This window comes from Pseudomonas allokribbensis (assembly GCF_014863605.1).
Classification (GTDB): Bacteria; Pseudomonadota; Gammaproteobacteria; order Pseudomonadales; family Pseudomonadaceae; genus Aquipseudomonas; species Aquipseudomonas allokribbensis.
On record NZ_CP062252.1, the window covers coordinates 5,897,355 to 5,915,374 of the forward strand.

General features: G+C 60.5%; 18 protein-coding genes. 4 read left to right on the forward strand and 14 right to left on the reverse strand.

Annotation, left to right across the window (positions count from 1 at the left end; translation table 11 throughout):
• Positions 1 to 23 precede the first annotated feature (23 nt).
• Both IF199_RS27180 and coq7 read left to right on the forward strand, forming a co-directional pair.
• On the forward strand, positions 24 to 362 hold the full coding sequence (locus IF199_RS27180) for a histidine triad nucleotide-binding protein (RefSeq protein ID WP_003228789.1): 339 nt from the start codon (positions 24 to 26) through the stop codon (positions 360 to 362).
• A 106-nt stretch (positions 363 to 468) separates the two neighbouring features.
• Positions 469 to 1,116: a 2-polyprenyl-3-methyl-6-methoxy-1,4-benzoquinone monooxygenase gene (gene coq7 / locus IF199_RS27185; protein ID WP_007956317.1), complete on the forward strand. Its 648-nt coding sequence runs from the start codon at positions 469 to 471 to the stop codon at positions 1,114 to 1,116.
• Between the two features lie 60 nt (positions 1,117 to 1,176).
• Here the strand turns inward: coq7 and speD are convergent, their stop codons facing one another.
• Together speD and IF199_RS27195 are read right to left on the reverse strand one after the other, a co-directional pair.
• A complete protein-coding gene (gene speD / locus IF199_RS27190) occupies positions 1,177 to 1,971 on the reverse strand; it encodes an adenosylmethionine decarboxylase (RefSeq protein ID WP_007956315.1) in 795 nt (264 codons plus the stop codon).
• A gap of 237 nt (positions 1,972 to 2,208) precedes the next feature.
• A complete protein-coding gene (locus tag IF199_RS27195; RefSeq protein ID WP_003228794.1) occupies positions 2,209 to 2,631 on the reverse strand; it encodes an OsmC family protein in 423 nt (140 codons plus the stop codon).
• A 236-nt stretch (positions 2,632 to 2,867) separates the two neighbouring features.
• On the opposite strand from IF199_RS27195, the gene crp reads away from it, so the two are divergent.
• Positions 2,868 to 3,512 (forward strand): cAMP-activated global transcriptional regulator CRP, encoded by a 645-nt coding sequence (gene crp / locus IF199_RS27200; RefSeq protein ID WP_085709238.1) that lies wholly within the window; start codon positions 2,868 to 2,870, stop codon positions 3,510 to 3,512.
• 10 nt (positions 3,513 to 3,522) lie between these two features.
• On the opposite strand, the gene IF199_RS27205 is transcribed toward crp, so the two are convergent.
• From IF199_RS27205 to IF199_RS27220, 4 genes are all read right to left on the reverse strand, one after another.
• Positions 3,523 to 4,221, reverse strand: a complete 699-nt coding sequence (locus IF199_RS27205; RefSeq protein WP_192559124.1) for a lipoate--protein ligase family protein — start codon at positions 4,219 to 4,221, stop codon at positions 3,523 to 3,525.
• A 96-nt stretch (positions 4,222 to 4,317) separates the two neighbouring features.
• On the reverse strand, positions 4,318 to 5,154 hold the full coding sequence (gene trpC / locus IF199_RS27210) for an indole-3-glycerol phosphate synthase TrpC (RefSeq protein ID WP_192559125.1): 837 nt from the start codon (positions 5,152 to 5,154) through the stop codon (positions 4,318 to 4,320).
• Positions 5,151 to 6,200 carry an anthranilate phosphoribosyltransferase gene (gene trpD / locus IF199_RS27215; protein WP_096817925.1) on the reverse strand — a complete coding sequence of 350 codons (1,050 nt, stop codon included), beginning with the start codon at positions 6,198 to 6,200 and terminating at the stop codon, positions 5,151 to 5,153. The genes trpC and trpD overlap by 4 nt, the downstream gene beginning before the upstream one ends.
• Before the next feature lie 9 nt (positions 6,201 to 6,209).
• Complete coding sequence (locus IF199_RS27220) at positions 6,210 to 6,803, reverse strand: aminodeoxychorismate/anthranilate synthase component II (RefSeq protein ID WP_007956309.1); 594 nt, start codon at positions 6,801 to 6,803, stop codon at positions 6,210 to 6,212.
• A 403-nt stretch (positions 6,804 to 7,206) separates the two neighbouring features.
• On the opposite strand from IF199_RS27220, the gene estP reads away from it, so the two are divergent.
• Positions 7,207 to 9,117, forward strand: coding sequence for an esterase EstP (gene estP, locus IF199_RS27225; RefSeq protein WP_192559126.1), 1,911 nt, complete (start codon positions 7,207 to 7,209; stop codon positions 9,115 to 9,117).
• Between the two features lie 69 nt (positions 9,118 to 9,186).
• Here estP and trpE read toward each other — a convergent pair whose 3' ends face one another.
• The 8 genes from trpE to IF199_RS27265 form a co-directional block, all read right to left on the reverse strand.
• A complete protein-coding gene (gene trpE, locus IF199_RS27230; protein ID WP_102619797.1) occupies positions 9,187 to 10,665 on the reverse strand; it encodes an anthranilate synthase component I in 1,479 nt (492 codons plus the stop codon).
• A 71-nt stretch (positions 10,666 to 10,736) separates the two neighbouring features.
• Entirely contained in the window at positions 10,737 to 11,555 is an 819-nt protein-coding gene (locus tag IF199_RS27235) for a phosphoglycolate phosphatase (protein WP_192559127.1), read from the reverse strand.
• Entirely contained in the window at positions 11,552 to 12,226 is a 675-nt protein-coding gene (gene rpe, locus IF199_RS27240; RefSeq protein WP_007918813.1) for a ribulose-phosphate 3-epimerase, read from the reverse strand. Before rpe ends, IF199_RS27235 begins: the two co-directional genes overlap by 4 nt.
• 114 nt (positions 12,227 to 12,340) lie before the next feature.
• Positions 12,341 to 13,489, reverse strand: coding sequence for an iron-containing alcohol dehydrogenase (locus tag IF199_RS27245; protein ID WP_192559128.1), 1,149 nt, complete (start codon positions 13,487 to 13,489; stop codon positions 12,341 to 12,343).
• A 108-nt stretch (positions 13,490 to 13,597) separates the two neighbouring features.
• Positions 13,598 to 14,422 carry an ABC transporter permease gene (locus tag IF199_RS27250; protein WP_096817915.1) on the reverse strand — a complete coding sequence of 275 codons (825 nt, stop codon included), beginning with the start codon at positions 14,420 to 14,422 and terminating at the stop codon, positions 13,598 to 13,600.
• A 12-nt stretch (positions 14,423 to 14,434) separates the two neighbouring features.
• The gene (locus IF199_RS27255; RefSeq protein ID WP_096817913.1) at positions 14,435 to 15,682 is read right to left on the reverse strand and encodes an ABC transporter permease; all 1,248 of its coding nucleotides are present in this window, start codon (positions 15,680 to 15,682) and stop codon (positions 14,435 to 14,437) included.
• 67 nt (positions 15,683 to 15,749) lie between these two features.
• Positions 15,750 to 16,793: a polyamine ABC transporter substrate-binding protein gene (locus IF199_RS27260; protein ID WP_096817911.1), complete on the reverse strand. Its 1,044-nt coding sequence runs from the start codon at positions 16,791 to 16,793 to the stop codon at positions 15,750 to 15,752.
• A 48-nt stretch (positions 16,794 to 16,841) separates the two neighbouring features.
• Positions 16,842 to 17,966, reverse strand: a complete 1,125-nt coding sequence (locus tag IF199_RS27265; RefSeq protein ID WP_085667439.1) for an ABC transporter ATP-binding protein — start codon at positions 17,964 to 17,966, stop codon at positions 16,842 to 16,844.
• Between the last annotated feature and the right edge of the window lie 54 nt (positions 17,967 to 18,020).

The following is an 18,020-nucleotide window of genomic DNA, read 5'->3' on the forward strand; positions in this document are numbered from 1 at the left end:
CTCACACAACGGAGAAAACAGCTGTGGATACTCTGTTCACCAAGATCATCAACCGGGAAATCCCGGCGAAGATCATCTACGAGGACGACCAGGTTCTGGCGTTCCACGACATCGCCCCACAGGCACCGGTGCATTTTCTGGTGATCCCGAAGAAACCGGTGCGCACCCTCAACGACCTGACGGAAGACGACAAGGCACTGGCCGGGCACATCCTGTTCACCGCCCAGCGCCTGGCGCTGGAGCTGGGTTGCGAGGAAGGCTTCCGGGTGGTGATGAACTGCAATGAAAAGGGTGGGCAGACGGTCTACCACATTCATATGCACGTACTCGGTCAACGCCAGATGAACTGGCCACCGGGCTGATCGACCTCGAAATCTGTGGGAGCGCCCTGCTCCCACATGACCCAGCGCAAACCTTCCCCGGCCGATTCGGTTAAACTGGCCGCCGAGATTCTTCCCGGAGGTCAGCATGACTACCCAACGTCACTATTCGCCAATTGACCGTCTTCTGCTGCAAGCCGATGCCGCAATGCGAACCCTGCTGCCCTTCAGCGGCCAGCCGTACCGTCCGTCGCCGGCCATCGTGCAGCCCGATGTGCAGATGAGCGACGAAGACACCCGCCACGTCGCCGGCCTGATGCGCATCAACCATACCGGTGAAGTCTGTGCCCAGGCGCTGTACCAAGGTCAGGCCCTGACCGCCAAGCTGCCGCAGGTTCGCGAAGCCATGGAGCATGCGGCCGAAGAAGAGATCGATCATCTGGTCTGGTGCGAACAGCGCATTCATCAGCTGGGCAGCCACACCAGCGTGCTCAATCCGCTGTTCTATGGCATGTCGTTCGGGATTGGCGCAGTCGCCGGGCTGATCAGCGACAAGGTCAGCCTCGGTTTTGTCGCGGCGACCGAGCATCAGGTGTGCAAGCACCTGAACGAGCATCTGGAACAACTGCCGGCCGAGGATGAGAAATCCCGGGCGATTCTGGAGCAGATGCGTATCGATGAAGAACATCACGCAGAAAGTGCGCTGGAGGCCGGCGGTTTTCGCTTCCCGGCGCCGGTGAAGTTCGGCATGAGCCTGTTGGCCAAAGTGATGACCAAAAGCACTTACCGAATCTGAAAAACGCCCATAAAAAAGGCGACTGCCGCAAAGCAGTCGCCTTTTTTGTGCCTGGACTTCTTAGCTCGGCATATTGCGCGCGTAGAAGATTTCCAGCATTTCGTGCTTCACACGCTCGGTCACCTGGGCGCGTTGCTCAGACGACAGATTGCTGGTGGCATCGCCGAACAGGTAGTTATCCAGTTCGAAGTTCTTCAGCAGCATTTTAGTGTGGAACAGGTTTTCCTGGTACACGTTCACGTCGGTCATCTGGTACGCGTCGCGGGTGTCTTCGGAAAGGTAGTTCTGGATCGAGTTGATCTCGTGGTCGATGAAGTGCTTGTTGCCTTCAACGTCACGGGTGAAGCCGCGCACACGGTAATCCACGGTCACGATGTCCGAATCGAACTGGTGAATCAGGAAGTTGAGCGCTTTGAGCGGTGAAATGACTCCACAGGTCGACACGTCGATGTCCACACGGAACGTCGCAATACCGGCGTCCGGATGGATTTCCGGGTAGGTATGCACCGTGATATGACTCTTGTCGAGGTGGGCCAGGATGATTTCCGGCAGCGGACCCGGGGACTCTTCGATCTGGCTTTCGGTCGGGGTGACCGGTTCTTCCGAGATCAGAATCGTGACGCTGGCACCCTGAGGCTCATAGTTCTGACTGGCAATGTTCAGAATGTTGGCACCAATGATTTCGACAACTTCCGTGAGGATCTGCGTCAGGCGTTCCGCGTTGTACTCTTGATTGATGTACTCGACGTAAGCCTGCTGGTCTTGCGGGGTTTCCGCGTAGCAGATGTCATAGATGTTGAAGCTCAAGGTCTTTGTCAGGTTATTGAACCCGTGGAGCTTGAGTTTGCTTTTCACCGTTAAAAACTCTCTATGTATGCGGCCCGGCCGCGTGATCAAGCATGCCCGTCAAGTGCGAACGACGCACCTGCGTAGGACGGTTAACACCTCTTCGCGATGGCGATTTTGGTTATCTGTTCAGGCGGAAGACCCGTCGGCTGACCGATCACTGCCCTGAAAAAAGTGGCGCATTATGCAGACGTCAGCGGGGGATCGCCAGAGTCTGCACTGCTTTTATGATAGTTGAATGTCGGCTCAGCCGAGTTCGACGATTTCATAGTCGTGGGTGATTGCCACGCCAGCTGCGCCGAGCATGATCGAGGCCGAGCAATACTTCTCCGCCGACAGCTCGATGGCGCGTTTGACCTGGGCTTCTTTCAGGCCACGACCCTTGACCACGAAGTGCATGTGGATCTTGGTGAACACTTTCGGATCTTCGGTCGCGCGTTCGGCTTCCAGGAAAGCTTCGCAGCTTTCAACCGCCTGACGGGACTTCTTCAGGATGCTGACCACGTCGAAATTGCTGCAACCGCCAACGCCCAGCAGGAGCATTTCCATCGGGCGAACACCCAGATTGCGACCACCGGCGTCCGGCGGACCGTCCATGACCACGACATGACCGCTGCCGGATTCGCCGAGGAACATGGCTTCGCCAGCCCATTGGATGCGTGCCTTCATCGCCAAGACTCCACTGTAGAAAAAAGGGTCGCCAGCTTAGCACAGGGCCCCGGTTTGACTGCGAGCGCTGATCCTAGGACGGATGCCTTTACCGCGTAGGTAATTTCTCGAATTTTCGACGAAGTGTCTGGTAAGCTGGCGCCAATTCACTGGCGCCTAGCCAGTATTTGTAGCGACCGCCTCAGCGCCTCATATAAAAACCAAATATAACCGTGCAGTCTTTTCGGGATACAACCATGGTTGGTATTACCCCCACACCTAAAATCAAGAACCTCGACAAACTGCTGATGCATTGCCAGCGCCGGCGCCATGCGGCCAAGAGCAACATCATCTGCGCCGGGGATCGCTCGGACACGCTGTACTTCATCATCCGCGGCTCGGTCACGATCCTGATCGAGGACGACGACGGCCGCGAGATGATCATCGCTTACCTGAATGCCGGGGATTTCTTCGGTGAGCTGGGCCTGTTCGAACAGGCCGGCCAGGAACAGGAGCGCAGTGCCTGGGTGCGGGCGAAGGTCGAGTGCGAGGTTGCGGAAATCAGCTACGCCAAATTCCGTGAGTTGTCGCAGCAGGATCCAGACATTCTTTATGTGCTCAGCGGACAAATCGCACAACGCCTGCGCAACACCACGCGCAAGGTCGGCGATCTGGCGTTCTTCGATGTCACCGGCCGCGTGGCCCGCTGTCTGCTGGAGCTGTGCAAGCAACCCGATGCGATGACCCACCCGGACGGCATGCAGATCAAGGTGACCCGTCAGGAAATCGGGCGGATTGTCGGTTGTTCGCGGGAGATGGTCGGTCGCGTGCTCAAAGATCTTGAGGAACGCAACCTGGTGGATGTGAAAGGCAAGACCATGGTGGTCTTCGGCACTCGCTGAGTTCGAACGCTCAGGCGGCGTAGATCTGCGCCAGCATCAAAAGAAAGAGTTCATCGAGTCGCGCCAATGCATGGGGCGCCGGGAATTTCTCATGCAACGCGATGTGGCTGGCGGCACGTACCCGTTGCTCCAGGCCACACGCTTCGTTGAATCGATTGACCGCCGCGACCATCGATTCGCGCTCGTCATCCAGCAGCATTGCACCGTGCACCAATCCCACCGGGCGCTGCCCACCCTGACTCTGGCGCCAGCGCTGAGCGGTGCCGACCATCTTGCGGCCGTCGAGGTTGACGTTAAAACGACCGTCGCAGAACGCACCGTCAATTTCACCCAACGACGACCTGCCGCCCAACTCATCCAGCAACTCACAGATCGGATCACACAGACGCCGGTAACCGGTTTCGATGCGGTTCAGATCGCCTTCGCTGCGAGGCGGCGCGTAGACCAGTGCAATGTTGATCGTCGACGCTGATTGCGGAACAGGTTCACCGCCAGTTTCACGCAACAGCACCGGCCAACCGGCAGCCGCGGAGACTTCACAGGCGTGATCGAATCCGGGAAGGCGATTCAAGCGGCGCGGCATGACCAGAGCGCGATCACTGGGCTGCCAGAACAGCAGACCGAATTCAGCATCACCGGCGCAGACCGAGGCCAGCAGATCCTGCTCGGCTTGCAGGCCGGCTTCGATGGTCAGGGAAGTGGGGATCATAAGGTTTCCATAGGACGTTGAGCCTGAGGTGAATCTTATGCTGCCTTCGCGGGCAAGCCCGCTCCCACAGGGATACGGGCGCCTGCGAAGAGTCGATCAGTCGAGGGTCGAACCGCTCACCGGAACGCCGCGCTCAGGGAAGAACAGGCGCTGCAGTTCAATGCCCGGGCTTTCGGCGCGCATGAACGCTTCACCGACCAGGAACGCATAAACGTCGCTGATTTCCATGAGTTCGACATCGGCACGGTTGAGGATCCCGCTCTCGGTGATCACCAGACGATCGCGCGGAATGCGCGGCAGCAGGTCGAGGGTGGTTTCCAGGCTCACGTCGAAGGTGTGCAGGTTGCGGTTGTTGACCCCGACCAGCGGCGTGTCGAGGGTCTTCAATGCGCGTTCCAGCTCATCGCCGTCGTGGACTTCCACCAGCACATCGAGACCGACGCCTTTGGCCACCGAAGCCAGCTCGGCCATTTTCACGTCATCCAGCGCGGAGACAATCAGCAGCACGCAGTCGGCGCCCAGCGCACGGGCTTCGACGATCTGGTACGGATCGATCATGAAGTCCTTGCGGATCACCGGCAGCGAACACGCGGCACGGGCCTGCTGCAGATAAGCATCAGCGCCCTGGAAGTAGTCGATATCCGTCAGTACCGACAGACAGGTCGCCCCGCCCTTCTCATAGCTTTTGGCGATATCGGCAGGAATGAAGTTCTCACGGATCACGCCTTTGCTCGGCGAAGCCTTCTTGATTTCAGCGATCACAGCCGGTTGTTTCTTCTTGGCCTGCGCCAGCAAGGCACGGGCAAAACCGCGGGGTGCATCGGCCGCCTTGGCCAGACTTTCCAGCTCGCTCAGGCTCACACGGGCGCTACGCTCGGCGACTTCCTGAACCTTGCGGGCCAGAATGTTTTCCAGAACCGTCGGTACACTCATCCCTCATTCTCCACTTTGAATACCGCGGTAAAGGCACCCAACTCCTCGAGTTTTTCCCGAGCGAGACCGGTGTGCAGAGCGTCGTGGGCAAGTGCCACGCCTTCTTTCAGACTTGTTGCCAGATCGGCGGCGTACAGCGCCGCACCGGCATTGAGCACGATCATTTCCGCAGCCTTCTGACCATTCTCGGTCTTGCGCTTGCCCAGCGCGTCGCGGATCAGCGCCAGCGAAGCTTCCGGACCTTCGACCGACAGGCCATGCAGACTCTGGCTCTTCATACCCAGATCTTCCGGCTCGACCCAATATTCGGTGATCTCGTTGTTCTTCAGCTCGGCCACAAAAGTCGGCGCAGCGAGACTGAATTCATCCAGACCGTCCTTCGAATGCACCACCAGCACATGTTTGCTGCCCAGACGTTGCAAGACTTCGGCCAGTGGCCGGCACAGCGCCTGAGTGAAGACACCGACGACCTGATGTTTGACGCCGGCCGGATTCGTAAGCGGGCCGAGCATGTTGAACAAGGTACGCAGGCCAAGGTCACGGCGCGGGCCGGCAGCGTATTTCATGGCTTTGTGATGCGTCTGGGCAAACATGAAACCGATGCCGACGTTGTCGATGCAACGCGCCACCTGAACCGGGGTCAGGTTGAGGTAGATCCCGGCCGCTTCCAGCAGGTCGGCGCTGCCGCTCTTGCCCGACACCGCGCGGTTGCCATGTTTGGCGACGGTGCAGCCGGCCGCGGCAACGACAAAGGAGGAAGCGGTGGACACGTTGAAAATGTTCGCGCCGTCACCGCCGGTGCCGACCACATCGACCACGCCGTCGAGGGTCTTGAGTTCGACCTGGTCGGCCAACTCGCGCATCACCGACACCGCGCCGACGATTTCGTCGATGCTTTCGCTCTTCATGCGCATGGCCATCATGAACGCGCCGATCTGCGCGTCCGTGCATTGGCCGGTCATGATTTCGCGCATCACATCACGCATTTCATCGGTGCTGAGGTCGAGGTGATCGACGATACGGCTCAGGGCTGTCTTGATATTCATGGAGAGTCCTTAGCGCGTGCCGCCGGTTTGTTTGAGGAAGTTGGCGAACAGTTCGTGGCCCTGCTCGGTGAGGATCGATTCCGGGTGGAACTGTACGCCCTCGATGTTCAGGGTCTTGTGACGCAGGCCCATGATTTCATCCACCGAGCCGTCATCGTGCTGAGTCCACGCGGTCAGCTCCAGGCAATCGGGCAAGGTCTCATGCTTGACGATCAGGGAATGATAGCGGGTGACGGTCAGCGGACGGTTCAGGCCGGCGAATACGCCCTTGTCCTCGTGGAATACCGGGCTAGTCTTACCGTGCATCACTTGCCGGGCACGCACCACGTCACCGCCAAAGGCCTGGCCGATGGACTGGTGGCCGAGGCAGACGCCGAGGATCGGCAGTTTACCGGCAAAGTGCTTGATGGCTTCGATGGAGATGCCGGCTTCGGTCGGTGTGCACGGACCGGGGGACACCACGATTCGCTCCGGGTTGAGCGCTTCGATTTCGGCGATGGTCAGCTCGTCGTTGCGCACGACCTTGACCTCGGCACCCAGCTCGCCGAGGTATTGCACAACGTTGTAAGTAAAGGAGTCGTAGTTGTCGATCATCAGCAACATGGCGTTTCGAACCTCTTGAATTCTGACTTGGAAACAGCCTTCGGATGACTTGCCAGGACGCTGCACGATGTCGGACGCACAGGTGGCGACGGCAAAGCGGCATTTCAAACGGGCAAGGAAGGCAAAGCGATACAGATCCGGCGGGGCCGGCAGAAAAGATTCAGGCGCGCCAACGCCAGCGGGCGTGTGCCTTGATGACTTGATCCAGGAGTTTGCTGGTGATCAACACGGGGAAGGTCTCGTTCATACGTTCCCGCACAGTAACTTAGCTGGGCAGAGCGTGCAATATGGCCGGGCCTGACGGGGGGAAAACTATGGGAGGGTTGACGACCGATGGCAAAACGCCGGAAGTTTTTGGTACTGTCGTTTCGTTCCATACAACAATAAATAAACGGACTTGCTCATGATCAAACAGACGTTGTTTGTACCGCTCGCCGGATGCCTGCTCGCGATGGCCTGCGCCCAGGCGAATGCCGCGCCCAATCCTTATTCGAATTTCATCGTCTTCGGTGACAGCCTCAGTGATGCCGGGACGTTCACCGACAGCGGCGGCCCCGCCGGATCAGTCGAACGCTACACCAACCGCACCGGCCCGAACTACCACAACGGCAGCGGTGAGTTGTACTCGCTCAATGCCACCCAATTGATCGGCGGTCGGCTGGGCTTCACGCCGGACCAGACCGCTTCCGCGGACTCGGCAGTGCGCGCCGGCCAGGGTTTGCCGGACGGCAACAACTGGGCGGTAGGCGGATACCGCACTGACCAGATTCTTGATTCGATCACCAGCACGTCCGACACCGGCGAACGCACCCGCGCCGGCTACCTGCCGTCGAACGGCTTTCGTGCTGATCCGAATGCCCTGTACTACCTGACCGGGGGCGGTAACGACTTCCTGCAAGGTCGCGTCACCAGTCTCGATCAGGCCAGCGCTGCGGCTGATCGCCTGGCCAGCAGTGTTCGGACTCTGCAAGGCGCAGGCGCCCGCTACATCATGGTCTGGTTGCTGCCTGACATCGGCTTTACCCCGGCTTTCAATGGCACCGCACTGCAGACGTTCACGTCCCAGCTCAGCGCCCAGTTCAACACCGAACTGGTGAGCCAACTGCAAACCATCAACGCCAACATCATCCCGCTGAACATTCCGGTATTGCTCAAAGAGACGTTTGCCAACCCGGCACAGTTCGGCCTCGCCACCGATCAGAATCTGGTCACGACCTGCTTCAGCGGCAACAGTTGCCTCGAAAACGCCCGGTACGGGATCAACAGCGCCACGCCGGATCCGACCAAGCTGATCTACAACGACTCGGTGCACCCGACCGAAGCCGGGCAACGGCTGATTGCCGATTACGCCTATTCGTTGCTGGCTGCTCCATGGGAACTGACCCTGCTGCCGGAAATGGCCCAGGGCACGTTGCGTGCGCATCAGGACGAACTGCGCAATCAATGGCTGGCCGACTGGGAAAACTGGCAAGGCGTTGGCCAATGGCGGGCGATTGTCGCCGGCGGTGGCCAGCATCAGGACTTCGATGACCAGCATGCTGCGGCCAGTGCCGATGGCAACGGTTACAACCTGAACATCGGTGGCAGCTACCGCCTCGACGACGCCTGGCGTGTTGGTGTGGCGGCGGGTTTCTATCACCAGAAAATCGAAGCCGGCGACAACGACTCCGAGTACAAACTCAACTCCTACATGGGCACCGCGTTCGCCCAGTACCAGCAAAACCGCTGGTGGGGTGACCTGGCTGTTACCGCCGGACATCTGGACTACGACAGCCTGAAGCGCAAGTTCCAGCTGGGGGTCAACGAACGTGGCGAGAAAGGCGACACCGACGGTTACGTACTGGCCATCGGCGGCCGTGTCGGCTACGACATCGCACCAGAGGCGAGCAGCCCGTGGCACCTGTCGCCTTTCGTCAGCGCCGATTTCGGCAAGGTGGAAGTCGACGGTTACTCGGAAAAAGGCGCGGACTCTACTGCGCTGACCTTCGATGACCAATCGCGCAACTCCCGTCGCCTCGGCCTCGGCATCCAGGGCAAATACCAGATCACCGCACAGACCCAGGTATTCGGCGAATTCGCCCACGAGCGCGAATACAACGACGACGCCCAGGATCTGACGATGAACCTCAACAGCCTGCCGAACAATCGCTACACCCTGGAAGGCTACACACCGCAAACCAACCTGAACCGCCTGAATCTGGGCGTGAGCCACAACCTCACCAAGGACGTGGCCCTTCGCGCCAGCTACAACATTCGCAAGGATGACGACTTTACCCAGCAAGGGGTCAATGTTGGCGTAAGTCTCGACTTCTGATCAGAAGGCCATAAAAAACGCGGCGCCCTCACAGGCGCCGCGTTTTTTTATGGCTGAATCACCCGTCACTCAGTCCGGGGTTTGCTCGGCCAACGCAACAGCTCGGAACATTGCCCGACGCTTGTTGATGGTTTCTTCCCATTCCAGCGCCGGCACCGAGTCGGCAACGATGCCACCACCGGCCTGCACGTGCAGCTCGCCGTTCTTGATCACCGCGGTGCGAATTGCAATCGCGGTGTCCATGTTGCCGTTCCAGGCGAAGTAACCGACCGCCCCGCCATACACGCCACGCTTGACCGGTTCCAGTTCGTCGATGATTTCCATCGCGCGGATCTTCGGCGCGCCGGACAAGGTGCCCGCCGGCAGGATCGCCCGCAGTGCGTCCATCGCCGTCAACCCGGCCTTCAACTGGCCGGTGACGTTGGAAACGATGTGCATCACGTTGGAATAGCGCTCGATGACCATTTTCTCGGTGAGCTTCACCGAGCCGATTTCCGAAACACGCCCGGTGTCGTTGCGACCAAGGTCGATCAGCATCAGATGCTCGGCGATTTCCTTGTCGTCGGACAGCAGGTCCTCTTCCAGCGCCACGTCAGCCTCTTCGGTGGCCCCGCGAGGACGGGTGCCGGCAATCGGGCGCACGGTGATCAGGTTGTCTTCGACCCGCACCAGTACTTCCGGCGAACTGCCGACGACATGGAAATCACCGAAGTTGAAGAAATACATGTACGGCGTCGGGTTGAAGCAACGCAGCGCACGGTACAGATCAATCGGCGCCGCCTTGAAGTCGATCGACATGCGCTGGGACGGCACGACCTGCATGCAGTCGCCGGCGAGGATGTATTCCTTGATGGTGTCGACGGCTTTTTCGTAGTCGTCCTGGGTGAAACTGGAGCGGAATACCGGCTCGGCCGCCTGCTGCTTGCTGAAATCCAGGCCACGGCGCGGGGTGATCGGCTGACGCAGTTTTTCCAGCAGTTCCTGCAATTGCGCCTGGCCCTGCTCGTAGGCATCGGCCTGCGCCGGGTCGGCCAGCACGATCGCGTGCATCTTGCCGGCGAGGTTGTCGAACACCACCACCGCATCGGAAACCATCAGCAGAATGTCCGGCACGCCGAGCGGATCCGGGTTCGGGCATTTGCCGAGGCGCTTCTCTACATAACGCACGCAGTCGTAACCGAAGTAACCCACCAGGCCGCCGTTGAAACGCGGCAGACCGGCAATGGTCGGCACGTTGTAGCGGGCCTTGAAGGTTTCGACGAAGGCCAGCGGGTCTTCAACGTCGTGGCTTTCGGTCTCGACGCCATCGACGGTGATACTGACGTGATGATCATGAACCCGCAGCACGGTGCGGCACGGCAGGCCGATGATCGAGTAACGGCCCCATTTCTCGCCGCCCTGCACCGATTCGAGCAGGTAGGAGTTGGGCTGGTCGGCCAGTTTCAGGTAGATCGACAGCGGCGTGTCGAAGTCGGCCAGGGTTTCGCAGGCCAGCGGGATGCGGTTGTAGCCTTCAGCGGCCAGACGCAGGAATTCTTCGCGGATCATAGGGTGCCTCGTGGTGTGAGGTGCAAATCAGTCAGGTGTGCAAACGCGCCGGCAGACCGGCCAGGAACAAGTCAGGCGCGCCAACGCCAGCGGGCCAGGGCCTTGATGACTTTCATCCAGAGTTTGCGGGTGACCACCACGATGGCGTTTCCAGAAGGGGATTGAGAAGCGTCGGGCAACGTTATCTCAGCGGCCGTATCCAGGCAACCGGGAATTAACTTGCGCAGATCGTCGATCACCAGCGCCGGGGATTCTTCGGCAATCGGCCGACCATGGTTGTAGCCATAACTGAGCGCTACACATTTGACCCCTGCTGCTTTCGCCGCCAGCACGTCGCTGCGCGAGTCGCCGACGAACAGCGATTGCGAGGCCGGAATGCCGGACATCTTCATGACAAAGAACAGCGCTGCCGGATCGGGCTTCTTCTGCGGCAGGGTGTCGCCGCCAATGATCCACTTGAAGTAGCGGCCGATCTTCATCTGATCCAGCAACGGCGCAACGAAGCGCTCCGGTTTGTTGGTGATCAGCGCCATGGCCACACCCTGCTTGTGCAGCCATTTCAGCGTGTCGCGTACGCCGGGATAGACCACGGTCAGCTCATGGCTGGCGCCGTAGGCTTCCATGAACACCTCCAGCGCATGCTCGGCTTCGACGTCATCCACGGAGGCATGGTCGATGCCACCGGCCAAAGCGCGGCGCACCAGCACCGGCGCGCCATTGCCGACCCACTCGCGCACCGACTCGATACCGGCAGGCTTGCGCCCGAGGGAGAGCAGCATGTTATCCACCGCCGCCGCCAGGTCGGGTACCGAGTCGATCAGCGTGCCATCCAGATCGAACATCACCAACCGCGGCAGTTGCCCCGGGAATAGCTGCTCAAATCCGCTCATGGGCGGGCCAGCGCCAGTTCGGAACGCATCTTGTCGATGACTTCCTGATAGTTCGGCGCATTGAAGATCGCCGAGCCGGCGACAAAGGTGTCGGCGCCGGCAGCGGCGATTTCACGGATGTTGTTGACGTTGACGCCGCCGTCGATTTCCAGGCGGATGTCACGGCCCGAGGCATCGATGATCGCGCGCGCTTCGCGCAGCTTGTCGAGGGTGCCGGGGATGAATTTCTGCCCGCCGAAGCCCGGGTTGACGCTCATCAGCAAGACCATATCGACCTTGTCGATCACGTACTTGAGCACGTCCAGCGGGGTCGCCGGGTTGAACACCAGGCCGGATTTGCAGCCGCCTTCACGGATCAGTTGCAGCGAACGATCGACGTGCAGCGTGGCTTCCGGGTGGAAGGTGATGTAGGTGGCGCCGGCCTCGATGAAGTCACCGACGATGCGATCCACCGGGCTGACCATCAGGTGCGCGTCGATCGGCGCGGTCACGCCATACTTGCGCAGCGCGGCGCAGACCATCGGGCCGATGGTCAGGTTCGGTACGTAGTGGTTGTCCATGACATCGAAGTGAACGAAGTCGGCACCGGCGGCCAGAACGTTGTCCACTTCCTCGCCCAGGCGGGCGAAGTCGGCGGAGAGAATCGACGGAGCAATAACGAAGGGCTGCATGACGCACCTTTTCTGAGCTAAATCACGATGGCGCGCATTGTATACCTCAAGTTTCCGCGCGCGCACCGTGACCGCGATGATTGGGTTGTGCCATGACCGATGACCGGCGGATTCTCAGTACGCTGCCCGGTAGATCTTCTCGATGTCGGCAGCGCTGAGCTTGCGCGGGTTGTTGCGCATCAGGCGCTCGATGCCTGCGGCCTCTACGGCCATGGCCGGGATCGCCTCTTCGGGCACACCGAAACTGCGCAGACCCTGCGGAATGTCCACCGCTGCGCACAGTTCGGTCATCGCCGTGACGGCACGGTCCGCCGCTTCATTGAGGCTCAGATGAGCGGTCTTCACCCCCATGGCTTCGGCGATATCCTGCATCCGTTCGACGCAGGCCATCTTGTTCCAGGTCATGACATAAGGCAGCAACAGCGCATTGCTGACGCCGTGGGTAATGTTGAAACGCCCGCCCAGCGGATACGCCAGCGCATGCACCGCGCCAACCCCGGCATTGCCGAACGCCATGCCGGCCATCAGGCTCGCGGTGGCCATGTCTTCCCGCGCCTGCAGGTTGGATGGGTTGGCGTAGGCCTTGGGCAATGACCGGGCGATCAACTTGATCGCGCCGATCGCCAGCGAATCGGTGATCGGCGAGGCATTCAGCGACAGATAGGACTCGATGGCATGCACCAGCGCATCGACACCACTGGCGGCCGTCACACTGCGCGGACAAGTCAGGGTCATCTGCGGACTGACCAGCGCCACGTCCGGCAGCAGGTAGTCGCTAACGATGCCCTTCTTCAATTGAGCGACCTTGTCCGAAAGAATGGCGACGTTGGTCACTTCAGAACCCGTGCCGGCGGTGGTCGGGATGGCGATCAGCGGCGGGCCCTTGCGCGGCACCTGATCGACGCCGAACAGATCCTCCAGCGCACCGTGATAACCGGCATACGCCGCGACGCTCTTGGCGATGTCGATGGCACTGCCGCCGCCGAGGCCGATCAACCCGTCATGCCCGCCCTCTCGGTAGACGCGCATGCAGTCCTCGACGATGGCGATTTCCGGATCCGGCAGCACGCGGTCGAAGATTTCGTACTCGCGCTCGCCGATCTGCGCCAGCGCCAACTGCACCGTGCCGGACTTGACCAGCGCGGCATCGGTGACGATCAGCGGGTTGTCGATGTCCAGCCGTGTGAGCTCGGCCGCCAGTTGCTCGATGGCCCCGGCGCCGGTGATCAGTTTGTGAGCAATCTTGAACGAGGAAAGACTCATCGTGCGCAGCCTCTTATAGATGTGGGAGCTGAGCACAAGCGTAGCTGGGGAATTCGGGTTGTCTGTCATTCAGCGCATGAATGGCAGACAACCCGGATCGTGCAGTCGTCAGACCTGAGCGGTGCGCAGTTTCTCGCTACGCCCACGCAGCCACTCAAGCGTCAGCAGCAGGATCACCGAGAAGGCAATCAACAGAGTCGCCGCCGCCGCAATCGTCGGACTCAGGTTCTCGCGAATCCCGCTGAACATCTGCCGAGGCAACGTCGCTTGCTCAGGGCCGGCAAGGAACAGCGTCACCACCACTTCATCAAACGACGTCGCAAAGGCAAACAGCGCACCGGAAATCACCCCCGGCGCAATCAGCGGCAAGGTCACCCGACGGAACGTGGTTAGTGGCGAAGCCCCAAGGCTGGCCGCCGCCCGCACCAGGTTATGGTTGAACCCCTGCAACGTCGCCGACACCGTGATGATCACGAACGGCACACCCAGCACCGCGTGCACCACGATCAGCGAAAAGAAACTGTTGCCCAGGCCCAACGGCGCGAAGAACAGGTAGCTGGCCACACCGATGATCACCACCGGCACCACCATCGGCGAAATCACCAGCGCCATCACCAGCGCCTTGCCGGGGAAGTCGCCACGGGTCAGGCCGATGGCCGCCAGCGTGCCGAAGACCATTGCCAGCACCGTCGCCGCCGGGGCGACGATGATGCTGTTCTTCAGCGAGCGCATCCATTCCGCCGAGGCGAAGAAGTCCTGATACCAGTGCAGCGAAAAACCTTGCAGCGGGTACACCAGGAAACTGCCCGAGTTGAACGACAGCGGCACGATCACCAGCACCGGCAGGATCAGGAACAACAGGATCAAGCCGCAGAGGATCCGCAAGCTGTAGAACCACACCCGCTCGACGGGCGACATATAAGGACTCAGCATTTCAAACTCCCCTTAGCTCAGGCGCAGGCGACTGGCGCCCACCAGCCAGCTGTAGATCAGATAAAGCACCACGGTCGCCAGCAGCAACAGCCCGCCAAGCGCAGTGGCCATGCCCCAGTTGATGCTGGTGTTGGTGTAGAACGCGACGAAGTAGCTGACCATCTGATCGTTCGGGCTGCCCAGCAACGCCGGGGTGATGTAGTAGCCGATGGCGAGGATGAACACCAACAGGCAACCGGCGCCGACACCGGCATAGGTCTGCGGGAAGTACACCCGCCAGAAACTGGCGAACGGATGGCAACCCAGGGAAATCGCGGCGCGCATGTAGGTCGGCGAGATGCCTTTCATCACGCTGTAGATCGGCAGGATCATGAACGGCAGCAGGATGTGCACCATCGAGATGTAAACCCCGGTACGGTTGAACACCAGCTCCAGCGGTTTATCGATCACGCCCATTGCCATCAGCGCGCTGTTGATCAACCCGCCGGATTGCAGCAACACGATCCACGCGGCGACCCGCACCAGAATCGAGGTCCAGAACGGCAGCAACACCAGAATCATCAGCAGGTTGCTTTGACGTGACGGCAGGTTGGCCAACAGGTACGCCAACGGATAGGCCAGCACCAGGCAGATCACGGTGATGATCAGGCCCATCCAGAAGGTCCGGGCGAAGATGTCGAGGTAGATCGCCTGATCCGGGGTGGCCGGGGCCAGCTCGCCGAGATCGTCGATGCGATGATCCACCGCCGCCAACAGGTAGAACGGGGTGATGCTGCTGGTGTTGCGCTTCACCGCTTGCCAATAGGCCGGATCGCCCCAACGCTCGTCGAGGCCTTCCAGCGCTTCTTTATAAGAGGTCGGCTCGCTGGCGAATGGCAGCGAACGGGCGGTTTTGGTCAGCAGGCTGCGATAGCCGGCCAACTCCATGTTCAAGCGCTTGGACAGATCGCCCAAGGTCTGGTTTTTGCGGGCTTCGGCGAGGTCTTCGCCGGCGGCCTTGTAGACCGGTTCAGCGGGCAGTCCGCGACCGTCCCAACTGGCAATGGCTGCCACGGTGCGTGGCATGCCGCCCACCACTTCCGGGTTGCCGACGCTTTTGTAGAGCAGCGCCACGATCGGCACCAGGAACACCAGCAACAGAAACAGCACCAGCGGCGCGATCAGCGCCTGGGCCTTCCAGCGGTTGACCCGCTCGGCGTGCTTGAGCCGCTGCTTCAAGGTGGGGCTGTTGCCCTCGTTCAGGGGAACGGCGATGGCCATGACGTACTCCGGAAATCTTTTGAATGACGGCGTCACCCTTGGGGTGACGCCGCGTAGGCATCACGCCTTACTTCGCAGCCCAGGAATTGAAGCGCTGCTCCAGTTGCTCACCGTTGTCAGCCCAGAAGCTGACGTCGATCTGCACCTGGTTGGCGATGTTCTCCGGGGTGGTCGGCATGTCTTTCAGGACATCCTTGGCCAGCAGCGGTACAGCCTGGGTGTTGGCCGGGCCGTAGGCGATGTTTTCCGAATAGGTCTTCTGCTGTTGCGGTTGCACCGAATAGGCGATGAATTTCTTCGCCGCTTCCGCACGCTTGGCGTCCAGACCTTTCGGGATGGCCCATGCGTCGAAGTCGTAGATGCCGCCGTTCCACACCACTTTCAGGTTGGATTCTTTCTGCACGGCAGCGATCCGGCCGTTGTAGGCCGAGCTCATGACCACGTCACCGGACGCGAGGTATTGCGGCGGCTGGGCGCCGGCTTCCCACCACTGGATGCTTGGCTTGAGTTCGTCCAGTTTCTTGAATGCGCGATCCTGACCATCTTTGCTGGCCAACACTTTGTAGACGTCTTTCGGCGCAACACCGTCGGCCATCAGTGCGAATTCGAGGGTGTACTTGGCGCCTTTGCGCAAGCCGCGCTTGCCCGGGAATTTCTTGGTGTCCCAGAAGTCCGCCCAACTGCTCGGTGCGGTTTTCAGCTTGTCGGCGTTGTAGGCCAGCACGGTCGACCACACGAAGAAGCCCACGCCACACGGCTGGATCGCGCCTTTGACGTAGTCTTCGGTCTTGCCGAACAGAGCAGGATCGAGTTGCTCGAACATGTCTTCGTCGCAGCCACGGGACAGTTCCGGCGATTCAACCTCTACCAGATCCCAGGACACGCTCTTGGTGTCGACCATGGCTTTGACCTTGGCCATTTCACCGTTGTACTCGCCGGCGACGATCTTGCCGTTGCCTGCTGCTTCCCACGGTGCGTAGAAGGCTTTGACTTGCGCCGCCTTGTTCGCCCCGCCAAACGACACCACGGTCAGATCCGGGCCAGCGGCCATTGCGCTTGCCGCACCCATCAGGCCCAGGGTCAGGGCTGTGAACTTCAGGGATCTCAACATTTATTGTTCTCTCCACGTGCAGGGTTGGTGTTGGTATTGCCGGGGCGATTAATGCGCCTCTAGAAGTGGGTCGAGTGCACGAACGTGTTCGACCTGCCAGCCAAGCGGAACCACGTCGCCGACCGCGAGCGCTGGATCGAGCTCGGCAATCGGTTGTTTCACGAAGAAGTCGGTCTTGCCGCAGACTTCCAGGCGCACCCGGACGTGGTCGCCCAGATAGATGAATTCGGCCACCCGCCCGGAGAAGCGGTTGACGCATTGATCGCTCGAACCGTTGAGGCTGACGCGCTCCGGACGGATCGACAGGGTGACCGGTTCACCGGTCTGGCCGATGTTGACCGCCAGCGCCTCGACCTTTTCCCCACGCCCCAACTCGACCACACAGCGCTCGCCGCTCTGGCTGAGCAGGCGACCGTTGAGGCGGTTGTTCTCGCCGATGAAGTTGGCGACAAAGGTGTTTTTCGGTTCTTCGTAGAGGGTGCGCGGCGGGGCGATCTGTTGGATCTCACCTTGATGGAATACAGCGACGCGATCGGACATGGTCAGGGCTTCGCCCTGGTCGTGGGTCACGTAGACCACGGTCACGCCGAGGCGCTGGTGCAGGTGTTTGATTTCCATCTGCATGTGTTCGCGCAGCTGTTTGTCGAGGGCGCCGAGGGGTTCGTCCATCAGCACCAGTTGTGGCTCGAACACCAGTGCGCGGGCCAGCGCCACACGTTGTTGCTGGCCGCCGGACAACTGCGCCGGATAGCGCGAAGCGAAGGCATCGAGCTGCACCATGCTCAGGACTTTCTTGACCTTGTCGCTGACGTCGCTCTTGTTCAGGCCGCGCACGGTCAGCGGGAACGCCAGGTTCTCGGCGACGGTCATGTGCGGGAACAGCGCGTAGTTCTGGAACACCATGCCGATGTCGCGCTTGTGCGGCGGCACGTTGTTGATCGCCCGCCCGGCCAGCAGGATTTCACCGGCGGTCGGTGTTTCGAAACCGGCGAGCATCATCAGGCTGGTGGTCTTGCCGGAGCCGGACGGCCCGAGCAGGGTCAGGAACTCGCCCTTGCGGATGTCCAGGTTGAGGTCTTTGACGATCAGGTTCTCGCCGTCGTAGCTCTTCTGCACTCCACGAAAGCTGACCAGCACATCGCTGGCCCCTGCGTTTGATTCGACCTGGCTCATACCCACACCTTTGTTATTGATGACTGCTGTGGGATTAAGCCTAGTGGCTGCTTG